Source organism: Actinophytocola sp. (genome assembly GCF_009379765.1).
In the GTDB taxonomy this organism is placed as follows: domain Bacteria; phylum Actinomycetota; class Actinomycetes; order Mycobacteriales; family Pseudonocardiaceae; genus Actinophytocola.
Window position 1 is genome coordinate 20,424 of record NZ_WHTD01000061.1, and the last position, 21,805, is coordinate 42,228.

A 21,805-nucleotide genomic window follows, 5' to 3' on the forward strand; every position below is an offset into this window, starting at 1 on the left:
CGCAGGCAAGATACGGGCAAGTTACCGTGAGGTAGCGTCGCCGCGCGTACGGGCCGGCGCGCGCTTTTCGAGGAGTTGACATGCGTGAACTCGCAGTTCCGCCGCTGGCCACCGTGCCGAGTGGCGGCGGGCTGGCCGACGTCGTCTTCACCAACGCGGACGAGGCGCCGAACGCCGTCTCGTTCCGGCGCAAGGTCGGCGGCGCGTGGCGCGACGTCACCGCGGCGCAGTTCCTCACCGAGGTGGTGGCGGTCGCCAAGGGTCTCGTCGCGTCGGGCATCGGCCCGGGCAACCGGATCGGCATCCTGGCCGCCAACTGCTACGAGTGGACCCTGTTCGACTTCGCCGTCTGGGCGGCCGGCGCGGTCTCGGTCCCGATCTACGTGACCTCCTCGGAGGAGCAGATCGAGTGGATCATGTCCGACTCGGGCGCGGTCGCGGTCGTCGTGGAGAACGCGGGCCTGGAGAAGAGGGTCGACGCGGTCCGCGGCAAGCTCACCGACCTCGAGCGGGTCTGGCGGATCGACGGCGGCGCGGTCGAGACGCTCGTCGAGGCGGGCAAGGACATCGCCGACGACGAGGTGGCCGCCCGGCGGTCGGCGGTCAAGCCGGACGACCTGGCCACGCTCATCTACACCTCGGGCACCACCGGCCGGCCCAAGGGCGTCGTACTCACCCACCGCAACCTGTTCGCCTCGGTCGGCAACGCCGTCGAGTACCTCGCGCCGATGTTCAAGGGCTTCGAGGCCAGCACGCTGCTGTTCCTGCCGCTCGCGCACGTGTTCGGCCGCATGGTCGAGGTCGGCGCGGTGATGGCCCGCGCGACGCTCGGGCACTGGTCGGACGTCAAGACGCTCACCGACAACTTGGCCGTGTTCAGGCCGACGTTCATCCTGTCGGTGCCCTACGTGCTGGAGAAGGTCTACAACGGCGCGCGGCAGAAGGCGCACGCCGGCGGCAAGGGCAAGATCTTCGACGCCGCCGCGGCCACCGCGATCGCCTACAGCGAGGCGGGCGGCAGGGCGGGACTCGGCCTCAAGGTCAAGCACGCGCTGTTCGACCGGCTCGTCTACAGCAAGCTGCGGGCCGCGCTCGGCGGGCAGGTGCAGTACGCGATCTCCGGCGGCGCGGCGCTCGGCACCCGGCTCACCCACTTCTTCGGCGGCGTCGGCATCACCGTGTTCGAGGGTTACGGGCTCACCGAGTCCACGGCCGCGTCGTTCGTCAACGCGCCGGGCGCGTACCGGCCGGGGACCGTCGGCAAGCCGTTGCCCGGCACCGCGGTCCGCATCGGCGACGACGGCGAGGTGGAACTGCGTGGTGACGGCGTGTTCACCAGCTACTGGAAGAACGAGGCCGCCACGCGGGAGGCCATCGACGGCGAAGGCTGGTTCGTCACCGGCGATCTCGGCGACCTCGACGCGGACGGGTTCCTGCGGATCACTGGGCGCAAGAAGGAGATCCTGGTGACGAGCGGCGGCAAGAACGTCGCGCCGTCGGTCATCGAGGACCGCATCTCCGCGCATCCGCTGGTGGGGCAGGCGCTCGTGGTCGGCGACGGGCAGAAGTACGTGGCGGCGCTCATCACCGTCGACGCGGACTACTTCGCCTACTGGAAGACCGTCGCCGGGAAGTCCGAGGCCGCGACGGTGGCCGACCTCGCCGAGGACACCGACCTGCTCGCGGAGATCCAGCAGGCCGTCGACGACGGTAACCTCGCGGTGTCGAAGGCGGAGTCGGTACGCAAGTTCCGACTGCTGGATACCGAGTTCAGCCCGGAGAACGGCTACCTGACGCCGTCGTTGAAGCTCAAGCGCCACGTGATCATGAAGGATTTCGCCAAGGAAGTGGACGCGCTGTATTCCTGAGCTCGTAACCGTTCGACCACAGCCGATCACGAGGTAGGGTTTCCGGCACCTGGGCCCGTCCTGACGTTCATGTGCCGACTGGAGGCGACCGCGATGGGACGACACTCGTCGGCCAAGCCGCGCGGATTCCGCACCCGGTCGCCGATCATCCTGCTGAGCGCGTTGCTCGTCGTGGCGCTGCTCGGCTGGTTCACGTTCGACTTCCTCCGCGACCGGCTGCGCGCGTCGAGCTGTGACACCACCACGGTCATCAACGTGACGGCGGCCCCCGACATCGCGCCGGTGGTCACCCAGGTCGGCGACCGAGTGTCCGAACAGGACGATGGATCCTGCTACAAGGTCAACGTGACCAGTCGCGAGTCGGCCGGCACGGCCGAGTCGCTCGTGGTGTCGGACGGCTCCGAGCGGCCGGACGTGTGGATCCCGGAGTCGACGATCTGGTTGCAGCACTCACAGGACAACGGCGCGTGGAACGTCCCGGTGAACGGCACGTCGATCGCCAGCTCGCCGGTGGTCATCGCGCTCACCGAGGACACCGCGACCCGGCTCGGCTGGCCGCAGGAACAGCCGCAGTGGAGTCAGGTGCTCGGCCCGGACGCGGGCGAGCTCACGATCGGCATGCCCGACCCGGCACGCGAGCCGGCGGGTGTGTCCACGCTGTTCGGCATCCACCAGCTGGTGGGCACGGGACCGAACGCCGGCAAGACGATCACCGCCGAGCTGCGCAAGCTGTCGCCGAACACCGCGTCCGAGCTGACCGACCTGTTCGCCCGGCTGCCCGGGACCGGAAGCGCGGAGGAGCCCCTCGACGGGTTCCCCACCTCGGAGCTGTCGGTGCTGCGCAACAACGCGAAGGACGGCGCGCCGCTGGTGGCGGCGTACGCGCAGCCCGCGGTGCCGGCGCTGGACTACCCGTTCGTCGTGCTGCCGGAGACCCCGCAGGACAGGCGGGACGCGGCGGAGCGGTTCCTGAAGGTCCTGATCGACCAGCAGGCGGCCGATGACCTGGCGGACGCCGGCTTCCGCACCCCCGACGGCGAGATGCTGCGCGAGCGCTCCGGCGACCGCCGCACGATCGGCACGAAGATGACCCCCGCCGAACGCCCCAACGCGACGCAGGTCGGCCAGCTGCTCAACGAGTGGGCCGGGGTCAACCTCAGCGCGCGGATCCAGGTGTTGCTCGACGTGTCCGGCTCGATGAACGAGGCCGTGCCCGGCACCGGTCGAAATCGCATGGACGTCACGCTGCAGGCGGCCGAGCTGGGCATCGGCCTGATGAAGCCGACGACCAAGCTGGGCATATGGCTGTTCTCCACCAACCTGGACGGGCAGAACAAGGACTACAAGGAGCTGCTGCCGGTCACGCCGGTTGGCGACCTGAAGTCCAGCGGCGCGTTGGAGAAGCTGCGCCAGGTGAAGGCCCCGGAGGTCGGCGCGACCGGGCTCTACGACAGCACCCTCGCGGCCTACCGGTCGGCGACCCAGAACTTCGAGCCGGGCCGGATCAACGTCGTGATCGTGTTGACGGACGGCCGCAACGAGGACTCGAACGGGATCTCACGGGAGCAGCTCCTGGGCGAGCTCGCGACCCTGCAGGATCCGAGGCGGCCGGTGCAGATCATCGGCATCGGCATCGGTCCCGACATCGACGACGAGGAACTGCAGGCGATCTCCGGCGCGACGGGCGGCCAGGCCTTCACCACCCCGGACCCGACGAAGATCGGCGACATCTTCTACGCCGCGCTGAGCAGGCTGCTCTGCCAGCCCCCCACCTGCCAGCCCACCACCGGCGGCTGACCACACCCGTTCCAACCCGCGAGTCCAACGCCCAGGACCCGCGAGTCCAACGCTCCGGACCCGCGAGTCCAACGTTCGGAACCCTTGTGCGGCCACGAACGAGCCCGAGCGGCCCATCGGACGGCTCGATCACCAGCGTGAACGCCGCCGCGGCCCGTCGCCGTGGGCCTCCGTCCCCGCGATCCAGCGCACCGACGGCCATCGACAAGAACGGACATCGGCAACCGATCCTGTGGGCAACCGGCAACCAGGTAACAGATCGCCCGCCGCGCCGATACCTAGGCAAGACTCACTGCAGCGCGAGGAGTGCCGTGTCCGTCGACCAGGCGGTTCCGCGCCATCTCAGCCCCCCTCCCAGTCCCCGCAGCCCCGGCAGGCACATCGCGCTGGCGGCGTTCGCCGTCGCGGCGGTGCCGTTCGCCGTGCACGCGGTGGTGTGGTTCGGCGGCTACTTCGGCCAAGACGACTTCGTCATCACCTACCGGGCCGCGCACGCGTCCCCGCTGGACCTCGGCTTCCTCTTCCAGGAGTACAACGGCCACCTCCAACCCGGCGCCTTCCTCCTCGCCTGGGTGGTCACCCAGGCCGCACCGCTCAGCTTCACCGTCGCCGTCATGCCGTTGCTCGTCATGCAGGCCGCCATCCTCTGGCTGTACTGGCGCGTCCTCACGAGACTCTTCGGGCCGCGGTGGGCACTCGTCCCGCTGTACGCGGTGTTCGCCTGCTCGCCACTCATCCTCTACCCCACGCTCTGGTGGGCCTACGCCCTGCAGCTGTTGCCCTTCCTGCTGGCCGTCCTCGCCGCCCTGCACGCGCACCTGCGGTACCTCGACGGCCGCGGCGGGTGGTGGGGGTCGATGCTCTGGATGGTCTTCGGGCTGGCGTTCTACGAGAAGGCCGCGCTGGTCCCGGTGGCGCTGCTGGGCGTCACCGCGCTGCTGGCGCCCCGCACGGAGGCCGGGCCGATCCTCTGGGCACTGCGCCGGTACCGCCGGCTGTGGTTCGGGTTCGCCGGGCTGCTGGCCGCGTTCGGCATGGCGTTCCTGGTGCTGACCGACAGCCAGACGCGCACGGACACGGTCACCAGCCGCAGCATGCTCGAGTTCGCCTACAAGTCCATTGTGGACAATCTGCTGCCCGGCCTGGTCGGCGGGCCGCTGACCACGGCGGGCGGCGGGTCGGCCATTGCCACGCCATCGCTCGCCCTCCGGCTGGGCTCGGCCGCTGTCGTGGTGGCGGTCATCGTGGTGAGCGTGACCCGGTCGCGGCGGCGGGCGCTGCTGCCGTGGCTGTTCCTCGCCGCGTACCTCACCGTGACCCTCGGGCTCGTCGCGACCACCCGGCTCGGCAAGATCGGCCTGGGGGTCGGCGCCGACCCCCGCTACGTCGCCGACGCCGTGCCCGTCGCCGTGCTGTGTGCCGCCTTCGCGCTGCTGCCCGCCAGGCGCCTGACCGAGCCGGCCGAGCCCGCACCGGCGCCACCGGCACCACGGTGGCGGCTGGTCGCCACCGTCCTCACGGTGCTCCTGGTCACGAACGCCATGGCGACCTTCGTGCGGATCGCGCCGGCACTGCAGTTCCGCGAGGCGCGCGACTACGTCGCCGCCGCCCGCGACGCGCTGGCCGCCAACCCGGAGATGGTCCTGCTCGACGGCCCGACCCCGGACTCGGTGATCATCAGCTGGTTCCTCGCCGACGCGTCCGCCTCGCGCGCGATCGGCCTGCTGCCCGAGAACCCGCGCTTCGACCGCCCCACCGAGAAGCTCTACCGGTTGGACAGCACCGGTAGACCCCAACCGGTGCTCACGCTGACCGACCCGGTCGCCGCGATGCCCGGCCCGGCGCCGGACTGCGGCTACCTGGTGGAGGACGAGACCGTCCGCATCCCCATGGAGGACACGGTGTCCGGCCGGCGGATCGTCCGGATCGGCTACTACACGGCGGATCCCGGCATCGGCATCGTCCGGCTCGGCGACACGTCGACAGAGGTCGAGTTCGACGCGGGCCTGCACGTGGTCCACTTGGTGGTGACCGGCTCCTTCACCCACGTCGACGTCACCCGCGACCTCGACGTGACCCCGATCTGCGTCACCGACATCCAGGCCGGCACACCATAGTGTCTCGTGATTCTGTTGTCTTTACTTTGCGTTGTTGTCGACGAGTTTCTTGATGTTGGTTTGGACGGTGCGGACCTTGGTGAGGATCTCGTCGTCGGTGGTGGTCCAGGCAAACGGTTTCGGGTTGTCCAGTGGGTGATGTAGTCGCGGATCTGGGTGATCAGGACCTTCACGCTGGTGAAGGTGCGACAACCCCGTCTCGACCGGCGGGCTGGCAACGGTAGCCGCCAGAATCCTGGCCGAATCGACGCCGGAACCTGCTCACGACCCGCCCCACGCGGCAGGTCCAGCAACCCGCCGATCCCATCGGCGTCGTAGCGAGAAAACCACAGGTCCACCGTCGGCCGCGACACCCCGGCCAGCGCAGCGACCTGCCGACCTTCCACACACCACAACCCGATCCGCGCCCGCGTCGCGACAGTGGCCGGCACATCCGAACTGTTCACCATGACCCGCAACTCGGCCCGCTGATCGACTGTCAACTCCACCTACTCAGCCAAACACCAAGATCAGTCACCCCAACGTAAAGCAAACAGAATCACGAGACACAAGTTGGTGTCAGTGGTCTTAGCGATCAGTGATCGTTTGCTGGTCACGTGGTCCAGTTGCCAGATGGGGTTGCGGTTACCGCGACGGGCATGCCGTCGCCGGCGCGGTACCCAGCGGGAGTGGCCGTAGCCGGCGTGTCCAGCCAACAGCCGTGCTCGCCGACGCCGGGGTGCGTTTCTGGTGCGCCACGACCAGGTCACATCAGAATGGTGGTGGTACGGGTTCGGGGTGGGTGATGGGTTCGGGGTGGTGTGGGTAGCGGAACCCGCAGGGTGAGACCCATTCCAGGATCTCGCCGCGTTTGATGATCTTCCAGCCGCCGAAGGACTTCGCGCGGTGATGCGGGCGACACGCCGGGTGCACGTTGTGCTTGTCGGTCGGCCCCACCGGGAACGGCTCGCGATGATCCAGATCGCACCGCACAGCGGGCCGGACACAACCCGGCCCCGTGCACGTCGGCATGGCGGCCTGGATGTGATCCCGCAACGCCGCGGGCGGGCTGTAGCGGCGCCGCCCCACATCCAACACCCGGCCGGTCGCGGGCTCGGTCAGGATCCGCCGCCACGTCGCATCCGCCTGGTAAGCGAGATCCACGGCTTGTTGGGCGGCGATGTCGCCGTACCCGACCAGATGCCCCGGGGTGTTGCCGGCCCCGAGCGCGGCGCGGGCGGGCAGGGTGACCTGAACGGTGATCTTGGCGTGCTGGAAGTCCTTACCGGCCAGCAAGTCGAGGGCGACATCACTGCGGAGCTGGTCCATCGTCCGCCCGTCCGCGCCGCCGGTGTCCCGAAGCTGGTAGGCGATCGCGTCGACCCGCTTGGCGGCGACTTGGATCCGGGCGGCCGGGCCGTGGACGGTGAGTGCGGCGCACCCGTCCTCGGTCGGATACATGTCCACCCGCCGCCGTGCGACCCGCTGCTCGTGCAGCGCCTGCAGGGCGTCGGCGTTCACCCGCGCCACGATCCGCCGCAACACGCGGCAGAGCTTCACGGCCGGCATCTCCTCGACCCGGTCCAGGATCTCCCGCTCCACCACCGCCGCATCCTCCAGCGACAACGGCAGGGTCGCGTCGGCGATCTTCGACGCCCGGTAAGGGTCGAGACGCCCAGCCTTGATCGCCGCCAACGCCCGGGGCAACCGAGTCGCCAGGGTGACCGCGAGATCGAGACGCTCCTGGGCCGCGCGAGGTGAGAGCACCAGCAACGCCGCGACCTCCACCGCGTCGAACTCACTGCCGCTGGCCGCGGCGAAGATGGCGAGTTGTTCCAGTTCGTGTCCCTGGGCCCGCCACGCCGCCCGGGTGAACCCGCGGGCCATCGCCAACGGCACCGCCTCTGGCGGCGCGTCTTCGGGCAGATCAACCGACTCGTACATGTGGTCGATTCTACCGAACCCGCAGCACGGTTTCCGTTGCTGGCAAGGGTTTCACCCTATCGGTTCGGCATGCACTCACCGTGTCCGCTCGCTGGTTCGCTTGAGACCGGCCTCGTAGCGGACGGCTTCGTGATCAGCCCACCCCCACGACCGGCCGATCCCGTGATCGTCCGTCACGCTGACATCCCACCGAGATCAACTTTCGGAACAGGCCTCAGAAAGGGTCGTACGGCCCGTGATGACCGACCCACCCGGCCACCCTGCGCAGGCGCAACCGCAGCAGTACCTTCACGAACACGTTCCACCCGAACCACGGCAGCTGCGCAACCACGCGCAGCCGGTCCGCGAAACCCGGGCGCCGCAACACGAAGCGGGCCAGCGAGCGGCTCCGGTCCACGTACGTGAACCGCGAGCCCAGCAGTACCTTGTGCACCGTCCCGGCCGTCACGCCGATCGACGAGTAGCAGTCGTGCACCAGGATCTCGCCGCCGGGCGGCAGGTGCGCCGACCACCGCAGATCGTCCACATAGGTCCAGTAGTCGTGCTTGCCGTCCACGTACAGCAGGTCGACCGGCCGGCTCCAGGTCGGGCGCAGCTTCGTCGAGTAGCCGACCACCAGCTCCACCACGTCGGCGAGGCCCGCCACCGCGATGTTCTCCTCGAAGCGGTCCCGGGTGGACCGCCCGCCGAACAGCCTGCCGTCCACGAACGCGTCGATCGCCACCACCCGGGCGCCGACCGCGCGGGCCGCGTGGCCGAGGATCACCGTCGACCGGCCCTGGTGGCTGCCGATCTCGACGACCGTCGCGCCGGGCGCGAGCCCGGACACCGCGTCCCACAGCATCCTGGCCTGGCCTTCGGTGAGCCAGCCGGGAATGTCGGCCGCCGAGGCCCAGACACCCTCGAAGTCCACGGAGAACCTGCCTACCGGAAGCCGACTTTGGTCGGGTCACCATAGCCCTACTATTCGTGCGATGTTAACCGTCGATCGCAGGGTCTCCAAGCTGTCGCGCAACCCGGCGGCCTGGGTCATGCTGGGCCTCACCCTGCTGTCGTTCCTCCAGCGCCCCGGCCGCACCACGTTCGACACCAAGCTGGACCTCGCGATCGACCCGACCGCCTTCCTCGGCCGCGCGCTGCACCTGTGGAACCCCGAGGCCACCGGCGGTGAGCTGCAGAACCAGGCCTACGGCTACCTGTTCCCGATGGGCCCGTTCTTCGCCGGCGGCCAGTGCTCGGGCTGCCGCCGTGGCTCACCCAGCGCATCTGGTGCGCGCTGCTGCTGTGCCTCGCGTTCGGCGGCATGCTGGCGCTCACCCGCGCGCTGCGCATCGGCAGCGAGCCGGCCCGCTTCGCCGGCGCGCTCGCCTACACCCTCGCGCCGCGGATGCTCACCGAGATCGGCTCGCTGTCAGCGGAGATGCTGCCCGCGGTGCTGCTGCCGTGGGTGATGCTGCCGCTGGTCAAGGCGAACCGGATCGGCTCGCTGCGGCGCGCGGCGGGGCTCTCCGCGCTGGCCGTGCTCGCCATGGGCGGGATCAACGGCGCGATGGTGCTGATGGCGCTCGTGCTGCCGGTGCTGTGGCTCGCGACCCGCCGGTTCACCGCCGAGCACGTCAAGCTCTGCGCGTGGTGGTGCGGCTCGGTGTTCGCCGCGTGCCTGTGGTGGATCCTGCCGCTGCTGCTGCTCGGCGAGTACAGCCTCCCGTTCCTCGACTACATCGAGTCGGCGACCAACACGACCGCGCCGATGTCGCTGTTCCAGGTGCTGCGCGGCACCAACCAGTGGGTCGCCTACGTCGTCGCCGGCACACCGTGGTGGCCGTCCGGCTTCATGCTGATCGACAACCCGGTGCTGATGCTGGTCACCGGTCTGGTCGCGGCGATCGGGCTGTTCGGGCTGGTCCGCGTTCGGCTGCCGGAGCGGCGGTTCCTGGTGCTCGGCGTGCTGACCGGGCTCACCCTGCTCACCGTCGGCTACGTCGGGACGCTCGACGGCCCGCTCGCCGCCACCGTCCGGGGCCTGCTGGACGGCCCGCTCGCGCCGCTGCGCAACGTGCACAAGTTCGAGCCGGTGCTGCGGCTGCCGCTGATGCTCGCGTTCACCCACGCGATCACCGGCCGGTTGCCCGGCATGGCCCGGGGCACCTCGCGGCTGCGCGCGACCCGGGCCCGGATCGCGGTCGCCGCGGTGCTCGTGGCCATCATGGCGGCACCCGCGTGGCTGCTCACGCTGCGCCCCGGACCGGGCTGGGCGGAGGTGCCGGACCACTGGCGCGAGGCGATGACCTGGCTCGGTGACGCCGACCCGAACGCGCGAACGCTGCTGCTGCCCGGGTCCGGGTTCGGCGACTACACCTGGGGCCGCACGGTCGACGAGCCCGCGCAGGCACTGGCCCGCTCGCCGTGGGCGGTGCGCAGCCAGATCCCACTCGGCTCCGAGGGCAACACCCGGATCATGGACGCGGTCGAGGACGCGCTCGCCGATGCCCGTGGGTCACCCGGGCTGGCGGCGTTCCTCGCCCGCTCCGGCTACCGGTACCTGTTGCTGCGCAACGACATCGACCAGGACGGCACCGACGCACCGCCACCCGCGGCGCTGCGCGCGGGGCTCGCCGGCTCGGACGGGCTGCACCGGATCGCCGACTTCGGCCCGCCGGTGACCCTCGACGGCGTCGGGCGGGTGCCGTCGCTCGAGATCTACGAGGTCGAGCGCACGGTGCCGCGGGCGAGCGTGGTGTCGACCGAGGACATCCCGACGGTGAGCGGCGGGCCGGAGTCGTTGCTGCCGCTGCTGGAGGCGGGCGTGCTCGACGCGCGCACCCCGACCGTGCTGGCCGGCGACGGCGGGCTGCGCGACTCGCGCGAGTGGCTGGTGACCGACGGCCTGCGGCACCGCGAGCGCAACGTCGGCCGGGTGCGGGACAACCTGAGCCAGACGCTCACCGCGGACGAGCCGCCGCGCCAGCGCAGACCGTCGACCGACGTACTGCCCTTCCGCGGCCGCGAGCACCAGACGGTGGCCGCGTACCGCGGCATCCGCGACGTGACCGCGTCGACGTCGATCAGCTACGCGGACGCGGTCAACGAGAGCGACCCGTCCGGGCTGCCGTTCGCCGCGATCGACGACGACCCGCTGACCGCGTGGCGCTCGTCGAGCTTCACCGGGCCGGACGGCCAGTGGCTCGAGGTGGAGCTGGACACGCCGCGGCGGGTCGACGAGGTCAGCCTGGCGATGGTGGACAGCCTGCGGGTCGGCTGGCCGGTCACCCGGGTACGGATCACCACGGACAACGGCAGCGTCGAGCACGAGGTCGCCCGCGGCGGCGGCCCGCAGCGGTTCTCCACCGCGCCGGGGCTGACGAGCACGGTCCGGGTGACCGTCCTGGGGGTGGCGGCCGGGCGGCAGTCCGGCAACGTGGCGATCTCGGAGCTCGCGGTGCCCGGCGTGACGCCGACCCGGGCGCTGGCGGTGCCCGAGGACGCGGCGCCGTCGGCCGACCAGCAGGCGAACTTCGTCTTCACCCGCGGCGCGCAGCCGCGGTACGCGTGCGTGGCCGGACGCTGCGACGCCGATCGGGCGCGGGTCGGCGAGGAGCCGACCGGGGTGCACCGGCTGTTCAGCACGTCGACGAAGGCGAACTACCGGATCGAGGGCACCGTGCTGCCCGCGGTCGGTGGCAGCCTCCCGGTGGCACTGCCCGGTTTCGAGGTGTCCGGCTCGAGCCAGCTCGCCGGCGACCCGGCGGCGGGCCCGCTGGCCGCGGTGGACGGCGACCGGTCGACGACGTGGATCGCGGCCGGGACCGACCTGCGGCCTACGCTCAAGCTGTCCTGGTCCGGGCCGCGTGAGCTCTCCGGGCTGCGACTGTCCACAGCGGACGACTCGGGCGGGGCGCGGCCGACGGATGTGCGGATCACCGTGCCGCAGGGCACCCAGACCGTGCCGGTGACGCCCGACGGGGTGGCGAAGTTCCGGCTGACCACGGCCTCGATCGAGATCTCCGTGCTGGGCACCGAGCCGCGGCCGGGCGTGCCCGCCGGGATCACCGAACTGGCCCTGGCCGGCGTGGACCTCCCGGCGCTGCCGTCCGACACGGCGTTCACCGTGCCGTGCGGCGACGGGCCGCGGATCGAGCTCGACGGCTTCACCTACACCACCTCCGTGTCGGGCACCCTGGCCGACCTGACCGCGCACCGCCCGCTGCGGTTCTCGACCTGCCGCGACCTCGAGGGCGGGCTGGACCTGGAGCCGGGTGAGCACGAGATCCGGACGACGCCGTCGGAGTCGTTCGTGGTGCAGGACCTCCGGGTGCTGTCGTCCACATCGGACTCGCCCGCACCGCGGTCGCGTGCGACCACGGTGACCCGGTGGGACGCCACGGACCGCGAGGTCGTGGTGGACGAGGGTCCCGCGGCGGTGCTCTCCGTGCCGGAGAACGCGAACGGCGGCTGGGTGGCCACAATGGACGGTCGGCGGCTGTCCCGGGTCCGGGTGGACGGCTGGCAGCAGGCCTGGCTGGTCCCCGCTGGCGCGGGTGGCCCGGTGTCGCTGACGTTCGAGCCGGACGCGCAGTACCGGCGCGGCCTCGCGATCGGTGGGGCGGCGGCGTTGCTGCTGGTCGGCTCGGTGCTGGTCCCGGTGCGCAGGCGGCGGCCGATCGACATCCGGCCGGCGGGCGGCGGTGGGTCCCGCTGGTGCTGATCGGTCTGCTCGCGGTGCTCGGCGGGATGCTGCCGGTGGTGCTGCTGATCGCGTGCCTGCTGGCGCGGGCACTGTGGGCGCCCGCGCCGCGGGTGCTGGCGTTCGGCGGGGCGGCGGTGGCGTGCGTGGTGGCGGTGACCGGGCGGTTGCTGGACCACGGGCAGGCGTGGGCGTACGGGTGGGTGTCGCAGGCGGCGTTACTGCTGGCCGCGGCCGCCGTCGTGGCCGGGTGCGTCGACTGGTTCCAGGCGCCGGGACCGGAGCTCGACCGCCGCACCGGCGAGGACGAGCAGCGCGGTGGCGATGACGGCGGCGGTGACGACCTGGGTCAGCCCGTCGTGCAACCAGGTCGTCACGAGCCCGATCTCGACCGCGACGGCGAGCCAGAGCAGCACCGTTGAGCGCCGGTCGGCGCTGGCGATGCGGGAGAAGAGCAGGATCTGGACGAGCGAGAGCATCGATCCCACGACGGCGAACGGCCAGATCGGGATGGCGGCGTCGCGGTAGTCCGCGCCGCCGATGATCCCGACGACGGTCGGCCCCATGGTCGCCGCCGCGAGCACCACGACGGTGTCGAGCGCGGCGCAGATGCCGAGCGCCCACGGTATCGCCGTGCGACGCCCCTGCGCGCTGGCGAGCCGGGGCAGCACAAGGATGGCGACGGCCTGCGGCAGCCAGTAGGCGATCTTGGTGACGACCGCGCCGACGGCGTACTCGCCGGCCTGGTGGGGGTCGAGGTGGTGTCGGGCGAGCACGAGGTCGAGGTTGACGAGCAGGACGAGGGCCAGCATGGCCTGCACGGCATGCAGCACCTCGCCCACGTGTCCTTTGTGGTGCGTAGTGCGGTGACCACCGACGTTCGCCGGGTCTCTCGACGGCCCAGCTTCCCGCCGGCGGCGTTGCCGATCCACCCACGTACAACCCGGTATGCGGGAGGACCGGCGCTTTGCCAGCGGAAACCTGGATCCGCCGATAGACCCACCAACGTCGGCGGTCACCGCACCAGCCGGCCGCGGCCGCCGGCAGACGACCCACCCGATCGTCGCGACCACCGCCGCGCCGATGGCCGTGGCGGCGAGCGCGCCGGTCGCGCCGCGGGTGAGGACGAGGCCGACGACGGTGCCGCCGATGCGCCCGACCGCCTCGACGGCGAGCAGGACGGCCAAGGCGGTGAACCGCTGGGTTCCCTGGAGCACCCCGTAGCAGAGCCCGATGAGCGTGATCGACATGAGCGAGGCCGCCACGAACACCACCGGCCACACCGACGCGAGATGCAGCAGGATCACGAGGAGCGGCGCCGCGCCGAGCACCACCGTGGTGACGACCGCACTGGTGGCGAGCCCGAGCGAGAAAAGCTGCCCGGCGTCCCGTGTGGACAGTGGGCCGCGCTGCCGCAGCCGCGCCACCCTGAGCGCGGCGACGGTCTGCAGCCCCATGGCGGGCACCGCGCCGACGACGAGGACGGCGAGCAGTGACCCCAGCTCGCCGAAGCTCGCCGGCACGAGCAGCCGCGCGGCGACGACGTTGAGCAGGTAGGAGGCGGCCTGGCTCCCGGCCACGCCGACGGAGACGAGCACCGCGGCGACCCGCACCCGCTGGACAACCCCACCACGAGCCACGCGCGCCTCCGTTACCAGCCAGTAACGCCCGCGACTGTAGTCCCGGCGCCCGGCCGCCGGGTACCCGCGAAAGGCGGATTGTGATTCCCCCGCCGACCTGCGGAAACGGCGGTCCCGCCGGCGGGGTACGGTGCCCGGTCGTGACCGAACCGGACTTCGTGCGGCGCACTCGGAGCTCCTACGACACGGTGGCCGACGACTATGGCGTGTGGATCCGGGGCGAGCTGGCGGCCAAGCCGCTGGACCGCGCGTTGCTCGGCGGGTTCGCCGAGCTCGTGCGGGCGACCGGGGCCGGCCCGGTCGCCGACATCGGCTGCGGTCCCGGCCGCGTGGCGGCACATCTGACCGGCCTCGGGCTCACGGTGTTCGGCATCGACCTGTCGCCGAAGATGGTCGCGCTGGCCAGGCGGACGTACCCGGACCTGCGGTTCGACGAGGGATCGATGACGGCCCTGGACATCGCGGACGGCACGCTCGGCGGCGTCGTGGCCTGGTACACGGTCATCCACATCCCGGACGAGCTCCTGCCGGGCGTCTTCGCGGAGTTCAACCGGGTCCTGGCGCCAGGCGGTTACCTCCAGCTCGCGTTCCAGGTCGGTGACGAGACCATGCACCGCACCGAGGCCGGCGGGCACTCGATCTCGCTGGACTTCCACCGGCGGCGGCCGGACCGGGTCGCCGAGCTGTTGAGCGAGGCCGGGTATGCCGTGCACGCCCGAACGGTGCGTGCGCCCGACGGGTACGGCGACTTCCCGGAGCAGACCCCGCAGGGCTTCGTCCTGGCCCGCAAACCGATCGGCACCAACCAGCCATGACACTCGACTCCGAGGTGGGAGGCGGCATGGGGACGGCTCGCCGCCTCGTGCTGCCCGGGGTCTGTCTCGGGATGGCGCTCGCGGTGCTCCTGCCGCTGCTCGGGCGCGGGTTCGTGCTCAGCTACGACATGGTGTTCGCGCCGCGGCAGGATCTTCTGCCCGACTCGGTCGGGCTCGGGTCGGCGCTTCCCCGGTCGGTCCCGGCCGACGCGGTCGTCGGGCTCCTGACCACCGTCGTGCCCGGCGACATCGTGCAGCAGCTCATCCTCCTGGCGACGCTGTTCGCGGGCCCGCTCGGGGCCGGGCTGCTGGTGCCGTCGACGTCGCCGGCGGTTCGGGTCCTCGCGGCGGTCACCTACGGCTGGAGCGCCTACGTCGCCGAGCGGTTGTTCATGGGGCACTGGGTCTACCTGCTCACCTACGCGTGCCTGCCCTGGATCGCCCGCGCCGCCCTCGCGCTCCGCACCGACGCCACCGCGCGGCGGGTGGCGGTGCTCGTCCTCGTCAGCGCGCCAGCGGTGCTCACGCCCACCGGCGGCCTCACCGCGGCCGCCGTCGCCTTGGTCTGCGGCGGACCGCGGCGGCTGCCCGTGACCGCCGCGATGGCCGTCGTGCTCAACGCGCCGTGGTGGGTTCCCGCCATCGCGCATCCCGGTGCCGGACTGTCCACTTCGGACGCGGCGGCCGCGTTCGGGCCGCGCGCGGAGGGCTGGGGTGGGGCGACGGTCAGCCTGCTGGGCCTCGGCGGGATCTGGAACAGCGAGGTCACGCCCGCCAGCCGGGGCAACCCGCTCGTGCCCGTCCTCGTCATCGGCATGGTCGGGGTGGCGCTGATCGGCTTCCGGGAGATCCACCGGCGGTGGGGACCCGGACTGATCGTCCTGGGCCTGGCCGGTGTGCTCCTCGCGGCGCTCGGCGGCACCCCGGTCCTCGGCTGGGTGGTCGAGAACGTGCCCGGCGGCGGCCTGCTCCGCGACTCGCAGAAGTGGGTCGCCTGGTGGGCCCTCCCCTTCGCGCTGGGGTTCGCGCTCGGGGTCGGCAAGGCGGCCAAGGGCATCGTGATCGGCGCGGCGATCATCCCCATCGCGATGATGCCCGATCTCGCCTGGGCCGGGTGGGGGCGCCTGCAGGCCGTCGAGTACCCCGACGACTGGGCGCGGGTCCGGCACGTCCTCGAGACCGACCCGCACCCCGGCGACGTCGTCACGCTGCCGTTCCAGACGTTCCGCCGGTTCGGCTGGAACGGCGACCGCACCCAGCTCGACCCCGCTCCGCGGGCCCTCCCGCGCACCACGGTCATCGACGACACCCTCGTCGTCGGCGGCCGGGCGCTGGCCGGCGAGGACCCTCGGGCGGCGGCCGTTCGGGCCAGGCTCACCGACGGTGGCGACCTGCGGCACGAGGGCATCGGCTGGATCCTCGTCGAGCACGGCACCCCGGGCCGCGTCCAGCAAGCGGTGCTGGACCAAGGACGACGCGTCTACCACGGCGAATGGCTCGACCTCTACCGCGTCGACGGTCCGATCGAACCGGACCGCACCGAGAAGCCGCCTGCCGCGCCGGTCATCGCGGCCGATGCGATAGCACTAGCAACGGTCACGCTCAGCTTGTTGTGGCTTGCGTTACCGGCCGGTAGCCTGAGGCCGTCCAGACGTCGGACCCGGGAGTAGTGACCGTGGGAAAGCTGGTCGGCGCAATCGCAGCCGTTCTCGTCGGACTCGCGCTCGCGACCGGGGTCGCGGTGGCCGTGGCGTCGGCCTCCGCGCCGGACAAGGGCGTCAACCTCGATGACCCCGCGTCCCCCAACAACTTCGGCAGCCGGTCCGGCGACGCGGTCAGCTACGGCGAGAACTGACCACGAACCGGGTCGACCGCCAGTGCGTCGTCCGGTCGTCCACCGGCTCGCTCGCCGCCACCGCGCCACCGGCCGCCGCCACCACCGAACGCAGCCGCTCGGGCGCGTACCGGGTCATCCGCATCGGTGCCGGGTAGCGTAGGAACACCCGCTGCGCCAAGTGAACCAGCCACCCCGGCGCCACCCGCCACACCGTGCCCTTCACGGTCCACAGTGGACGAGTGGTGCACTGCAGCAGCGCCACCCCGCCCGGCCGCAGCACCCGGACGAACTCCGTCAGGTAGCCGTCGATCACCGGCGCCGGCAGGTGCTGCAGCACCAACTCCGAGTACACCAGGTCGAAGGAGGCGTCGTCGAACGCCGAGAGGTTGCTCGAGGAGTTCAGGACGAACGTGCACCGGCCGGACGGGTCGAGCCGCCGCGCCACCTCGAGCATCGGCGGCGACACGTCGACCCCGACCACCTCGTCGGCATGCGCGGCCAGCGCCTGGGACAGCCGGCCCGCGCCGCAGCCGAAGTCCAGCACCCGCGCCCAGCGCGGCCCGAACCCCAGCCGGCCCAGCCAGCCGACCGATGCCGCGACATCCTCGCGGCCGGTCGCCAGGAACTGCGCGGGATCCCAGCGCCCGCCACGCTTGTCCGCCGCGACGTACACCGCCCACAACGGATCATGCGCACCGAGCCGGATCCAGTCCCGGCGCACGTCGTCGAAGCTCACCTGCGGCATTAAACGCGAACAGGGCGCGTTTGGTGGATCATGGTCGCGCGGCCAGTGATCCATCAGACGTGCCCTAGTCCCGCGGTCTCGACCAGCACCGCCTCGAACTCACCGACGCTGCGCTCCCACGCGAACGACAGCGCCCGGTCCTGCCCCGCCGAACCCAGCGAGGAGCGCAAGGACCGGGAGGCCAGCAGCCGGTCGACCTGGCGCACGAGGTCGTCGAAGTCCTCGGCCAGCAGGCCGGTCCGGCCATCCACAATGGACTCGGTGACGCCACCGGCGCGGCGGTAGGCCACCGACGGCACGCCGTGCGCGGCCGCCTCCATGATCACGATGCCCCAGCCCTCCTTGACCGACGGGCACAGGTGCACCCATGAGCGCGCCAGGATCTCGTGCTTGTCCTGCTCCTCGACGAAGCCGTGCAGCGTCACCCGGTCGCCGACGTCCCGCTGCTCGATGTGCCGGCGCAGGTTGTCCAGCCACCAGCCGTGCCCGACGACCTCCAGCCGCAGCTTCGGCCACTGCCGCGCCAGCCGCGCCACGACGTCCACCGCATGCTCGACCCGCTTGTGCGGCACCACCCGGCCCACCACGACCAGCACCGGGTCCGGGTCCGCCTCGGCGTGCACCGGCGGCGGGGTGTCCAACCCGTTGCGCACCACCGTGGTGCGCGAGGTGGCGATGCCGAGGCCGGCCAGCTCGCGCCGGGTCTCGTCGGAGACCGTGAGGTAGCGGCAGTTCCGGTACAGCAGCGGCGCCACCCGCGACTCGATCCACCAGCCGATCCGACCGAGCACCGGGCCGAGCACCGCCGGCCACTGCTCGCGGTGCACGTGGTGCACGAGCACCAGCACCGGGCACCGGGCCACCAGCCGGGAGAAGAACGGCATCCCGGCCTGCACGTCCACGATCACGTCCGCGTGCATCCGCGCGACCGCGATGAGCGCCCACAGGTAGACGGTGAACCTGGTGCCCCGCCTGCGGAAGCGCACCCCGGCGACCACCTCGTCGGCCGGCGCGTCGGCGTGCGCCGCGCATTGGATGGTCACCCGGTAGCCGCGTCTGACCAGGCCTTCGGCCATCCGCTCGACGTAGTGTTCCGATCCGCCGCCCTCCGGGTGCGCGGTGTCGCGCCAGTTGACGAACAACACCGCCGGAGGAGTCGAGTGCTCGCGGCCCATGAGATCTCCGCATCGCAGATGGTAGGTTACCGGCCGGTACAGTGGACCAAAATATCGATGAAGGCGATACCCCCGATGGTAGGTAGCGAACCGCGAACCGATTCAGGATACGTCCGGGACGCCACGTTGCGCAGAACCGTCCGGCTTTTTCGCGCATTCTTGAAAGAACAGTCCGACCCGGATCACTTCTACCAGACCCTGGCCACCGACTCGGTACGTCAGATTTCCACGTTCACCCCACTCGACGGCCGGCTGATCCTCGATGTCGGCGGTGGTCCCGGCTATTTCGCGGACAGTTTCCGGGCAGCCGGTGCCCGCTACCTCGGCATCGACCCGGACGTCGGCGAGCTGTCCGCCCGGGGCGCGCCCGCGGCCGGCATGGTTCGCGGCAGCGGCACTGAACTGCCTGTTCAGACCGGTTCTGTCGACGTCTGCTACTCGTCGAACGTGCTCGAGCACGTGGCCGACCCGCCGGCCATGCTGGCCGAGATGGTCCGGGTGACCAAGCCCGGCGGCACCATTTTCGCCTCGTTCACGCCGTGGTTCTCACCATGGGGCGGGCACGAGACCGCACCCTGGCATTTCCTCGGCGGACACTATGCGCGCCGCCGATTCGTCCGGCGCAACGGGCACGAACCGAAGAATCGTTTCGGCGAGAGCCTGTTCGCATTCACCGTCGGTTCGGCAATGCGGTGGGCCCGCGGCTGCGAGCACGCCGAAATGGTGCGCGCGCTTCCCCGCTATCACCCCTGGTGGGCGACCTGGATAGTGCACGTTCCCATTCTGCGCGAATTCGCCTCGTGGAACCTGGTGCTCGTACTCCGAAAGACCTAACCGTGTGCGCCGGCCGGCTGCCGGCGCATCGGCGGCGAGGCGCCGGAACGGCGGCCGGACTGCGGCCCCGCCATCAGCAGGACCACCGCGAGCACGATCAGCACGGCACCGCCGATCCACATGGCGATCGGCCACGAGGTCAGCAGGCTCAGCTTGGACATGTTGTCCTGGGCCTTGGTGACGTTGTCGTTGATCGTCGCGTCGTCCAGGCGCAGTGTGCCGTCGAAGACCGTGGTGCCCTCGCCGGGCTCCTCGCCGTCGGTGACCAGCTCCTGCTTGAGCTGTTGCTGGCCGATGACGATGATGCCGGTCTCCGGCTCGACCCACAGCGTCCGCGTGCCCTGGTAGTACAGCTCGGCCTGCACGCTCGGCTCGTCGTCCTGGCCGACCAGCGAGCCGGGCACCTCGCGGTCGCCGATCTTGGTCGGCGGCACCTGCATCACGAACCGGTAGGTGTCGAGGCCCTGCACGGTCTCCTCGCCGTCGAACTCGGCGTCGACCGCCTTGCCCACCGACAGGTCGTAGTAGGGGTACGTGCGCTGCTCGGTGCCGAACGGGAACTTGAACGACAGGCCCGGCTGCTGGATGGTGGCGCGGTCCTCGGTGACCCGCTCGCCCTGCTGCTGCTCGGTGTACTGGCCCTCGCACGGCACGACGGCCTCGTTGCTGAAGCGGTCGAGGCACAGCGAGCGCACCGACGCGTTGATCACGATGCCGCTCGAGTCGTCGACGGTCTTGATCGCCTCGACGTAGACGGCGACGTCGCCGTCCGCCACGACCTCGGGCTGGGTGAGGTCACCGGTGACATACGTGGTCGAGGTGAGGCTGAGGTTCTGCTGTATCTCCGGCTGCGGCGCGCCGTTGACCGTGCGCACCACGAGAGCCGTGATCCCGTTGCCCTTCGCTACCGCGGTGGACTCCTGTTCCAGTGGGATCTTGGCGAGCTGCGGGTACGCGTAGAACCGCAGCAGCAGTCCCAGGGCCACCGCGAACACACCAAGCCCCAACAGGATGAAGCCGACGATACGGCGCAACGGACCTCCTCGGTGAGGGTGCGACGGCAGTCACAGATGGCGGATAAATTACTCCACGGTAACCTGTGCGCAAGCCCCATCTGGAGTAGTGCGCCAAGGGATGCAAGTGCTTGCGCCGGACGGTCGAACTCGAAGGTCGCATACTCGTGTCGACCCGAGACCGGTCATGATCTGACCATGCGATGCGACGTGTGGTGGGCCCGGCCCGCGGCGGCGACACCACGCCTGCTGGCGATGCTCGACGACATCGAGCGCGAGCGGTACGACCGCTATCGCATGGAGGTCGACCGGCTGCGGTTCCTCACCGGCCGCACGCTGATCCGCACGATCGCCGGCCGGCGGCTCGGCCTCGAGCCGGAGAAAGTGGTGCTGGACAGCAGCTGTTACGACTGTGGCAAGCCCCACGGGAAACCACGCGTCGTCGCCGACGGCGCGCCCGAGGTGTCGATCTCGCACTCGGGCTCGCTGGTGGCGCTGGCGGTGGTCGACGGCCCGCCGGTGGGGGTCGACGTGGAGGAGATCCGCGACGCGGAGGTCGACGGCCTGGCGAAGATCGCGTTCTCGCCGGACGAGCGGGCGGAGTTCGCCGCCCTGCTCCCGGCCGCGCGCCGGTCCGCGTTCTTCCGGTACTGGGCCCGCAAGGAGGCGGTGGTGAAGGCGACCGGCAAGGGCATGTCGATCGTGATGAGCACGTTCTCGCTGTCACCGTTCGACGAGCCGCCGCGGGTGGTGGCCTCCGACTCGCCCGAGGTCGACCCCACGCGGGTGCACATGGCGGACCTGGCCGCGGGTGACGGCTACCGCGCGAGCGTGGCCGTCATCGGCGACGCCCCACCGGCGGGCTGGGTCACCGAACACGACGCCGACGCCGTGATCGCCGCACTCGGTTAGCGGCCGGAAGTCCGGTGCCCAAGTCGGCGAGTCCACGTTTCTGCTGGCAAGCCTCGCGCCGACCAACGCAAGCTCAGGGGACCGTGACGCCACCCAGCCACAAACCACCCGGAGGTCCGCACCGTCCGCCGGAACGCAACCAACACTTCGAATCCCGGGGAGGCGGCCTAGCCACCCAGCCACAAACCACCCGGAGGTCCGCACCCTCCGCCGGAACGCAACCAACACTTCGAATCCCGGGGAGGCGGGTTAGTCCGCACCGTCCGCTGGGACGCAACCAACACTTTGAATTCCGGGGAGGCGGGCTAGCCCGGGTCTTTCATGCGGGGTGACGTAGATCGCGCTCTGAAATGCGCGAAAGTGCCTGTCCTGTAAGGGAAACTACGGATTGTCTAGGTCTGTAGTGGTCCTCACGGGAAGGCACTTCGCGGGTGAAGCGTAGCAA

14 protein-coding genes and 2 pseudogenes are annotated in these 21,805 nt (G+C 71.0%); 9 read left to right on the forward strand and 7 right to left on the reverse strand.

Features of this window, described 5'->3' with window-relative positions:
• Nucleotides 1-80: 80 nt before the first annotated feature.
• The 3 genes from GEV28_RS19685 (at nucleotide 81) to GEV28_RS19695 (ending at nucleotide 5,782) form a co-directional block, all read left to right on the forward strand.
• On the forward strand, nucleotides 81-1,868 hold the full coding sequence (locus GEV28_RS19685) for a long-chain fatty acid--CoA ligase (RefSeq protein WP_291413559.1): 1,788 nt from the start codon (nucleotides 81-83) through the stop codon (nucleotides 1,866-1,868).
• A gap of 69 nt (nucleotides 1,869-1,937) precedes the next feature.
• Entirely contained in the window at nucleotides 1,938-3,665 is a 1,728-nt protein-coding gene (locus GEV28_RS19690; protein ID WP_291413560.1) for a substrate-binding and VWA domain-containing protein, read from the forward strand.
• A gap of 311 nt (nucleotides 3,666-3,976) precedes the next feature.
• Nucleotides 3,977-5,782, forward strand: coding sequence for a hypothetical protein (locus tag GEV28_RS19695; protein WP_291413561.1), 1,806 nt, complete (start codon nucleotides 3,977-3,979; stop codon nucleotides 5,780-5,782).
• 284 nt (nucleotides 5,783-6,066) lie between these two features.
• Here GEV28_RS19695 and GEV28_RS42435 read toward each other — a convergent pair.
• From GEV28_RS42435 to GEV28_RS19705, 3 genes and pseudogenes are all read right to left on the reverse strand, one after another.
• A pseudogene (locus tag GEV28_RS42435) lies at nucleotides 6,067-6,231 on the reverse strand (helix-turn-helix domain-containing protein); the annotation flags it as partial.
• 301 nt (nucleotides 6,232-6,532) lie between these two features.
• Nucleotides 6,533-7,705, reverse strand: a complete 1,173-nt coding sequence (locus GEV28_RS19700; protein WP_291413562.1) for an HNH endonuclease signature motif containing protein — start codon at nucleotides 7,703-7,705, stop codon at nucleotides 6,533-6,535.
• 214 nt (nucleotides 7,706-7,919) lie between these two features.
• Complete coding sequence (locus GEV28_RS19705; protein ID WP_291413563.1) at nucleotides 7,920-8,618, reverse strand: class I SAM-dependent methyltransferase; 699 nt, start codon at nucleotides 8,616-8,618, stop codon at nucleotides 7,920-7,922.
• A gap of 118 nt (nucleotides 8,619-8,736) precedes the next feature.
• Between GEV28_RS19705 and GEV28_RS19710 the strand changes: the two are divergent.
• Nucleotides 8,737-12,410: pseudogene (locus GEV28_RS19710) on the forward strand (alpha-(1->3)-arabinofuranosyltransferase).
• 197 nt (nucleotides 12,411-12,607) lie between these two features.
• Here GEV28_RS19710 and GEV28_RS19715 read toward each other — a convergent pair.
• Nucleotides 12,608-14,029 (reverse strand): polysaccharide biosynthesis protein, encoded by a 1,422-nt coding sequence (locus tag GEV28_RS19715; protein ID WP_291413564.1) that lies wholly within the window; start codon nucleotides 14,027-14,029, stop codon nucleotides 12,608-12,610.
• 140 nt (nucleotides 14,030-14,169) lie between these two features.
• On the opposite strand from GEV28_RS19715, the gene GEV28_RS19720 reads away from it, so the two are divergent.
• From GEV28_RS19720 to GEV28_RS19730, 3 genes are read left to right on the forward strand one after another with little or no spacing between them, the layout of a single operon-like run.
• Nucleotides 14,170-14,844, forward strand: coding sequence for a class I SAM-dependent methyltransferase (locus tag GEV28_RS19720; RefSeq protein WP_291413565.1), 675 nt, complete (start codon nucleotides 14,170-14,172; stop codon nucleotides 14,842-14,844).
• On the forward strand, nucleotides 14,841-16,514 hold the full coding sequence (locus GEV28_RS19725; RefSeq protein WP_291413566.1) for a hypothetical protein: 1,674 nt from the start codon (nucleotides 14,841-14,843) through the stop codon (nucleotides 16,512-16,514). Before GEV28_RS19720 ends, GEV28_RS19725 begins: the two co-directional genes overlap by 4 nt.
• Nucleotides 16,515-16,519: 5 nt before the next feature.
• Nucleotides 16,520-16,699, forward strand: coding sequence for a hypothetical protein (locus tag GEV28_RS19730; RefSeq protein ID WP_291413567.1), 180 nt, complete (start codon nucleotides 16,520-16,522; stop codon nucleotides 16,697-16,699).
• Here the strand turns inward: GEV28_RS19730 and GEV28_RS19735 are convergent.
• Both GEV28_RS19735 and GEV28_RS19740 read right to left on the reverse strand, forming a co-directional pair.
• On the reverse strand, nucleotides 16,680-17,417 hold the full coding sequence (locus GEV28_RS19735; RefSeq protein ID WP_291413568.1) for a class I SAM-dependent methyltransferase: 738 nt from the start codon (nucleotides 17,415-17,417) through the stop codon (nucleotides 16,680-16,682). The two genes, GEV28_RS19730 and GEV28_RS19735, sit on opposite strands and share 20 nt — an antisense overlap.
• 62 nt (nucleotides 17,418-17,479) lie before the next feature.
• A complete protein-coding gene (locus tag GEV28_RS19740; protein ID WP_291413569.1) occupies nucleotides 17,480-18,601 on the reverse strand; it encodes a glycosyltransferase family 4 protein in 1,122 nt (373 codons plus the stop codon).
• 126 nt (nucleotides 18,602-18,727) lie between these two features.
• Here GEV28_RS19740 and GEV28_RS19745 point away from each other — a divergent pair, with 126 nt between their 5' ends.
• Nucleotides 18,728-19,435: a bifunctional 2-polyprenyl-6-hydroxyphenol methylase/3-demethylubiquinol 3-O-methyltransferase UbiG gene (locus tag GEV28_RS19745; protein ID WP_291413570.1), complete on the forward strand. Its 708-nt coding sequence runs from the start codon at nucleotides 18,728-18,730 to the stop codon at nucleotides 19,433-19,435.
• On the opposite strand, the gene GEV28_RS19750 is transcribed toward GEV28_RS19745, so the two are convergent.
• On the reverse strand, nucleotides 19,432-20,469 hold the full coding sequence (locus GEV28_RS19750; protein ID WP_291413571.1) for a DUF3068 domain-containing protein: 1,038 nt from the start codon (nucleotides 20,467-20,469) through the stop codon (nucleotides 19,432-19,434). The two genes, GEV28_RS19745 and GEV28_RS19750, sit on opposite strands and share 4 nt — an antisense overlap.
• Nucleotides 20,470-20,646: 177 nt before the next feature.
• Between GEV28_RS19750 and GEV28_RS19755 the strand changes: the two genes are divergently transcribed.
• Nucleotides 20,647-21,360, forward strand: a complete 714-nt coding sequence (locus GEV28_RS19755; protein ID WP_291413572.1) for a 4'-phosphopantetheinyl transferase superfamily protein — start codon at nucleotides 20,647-20,649, stop codon at nucleotides 21,358-21,360.
• Nucleotides 21,361-21,805 lie beyond the last annotated feature (445 nt).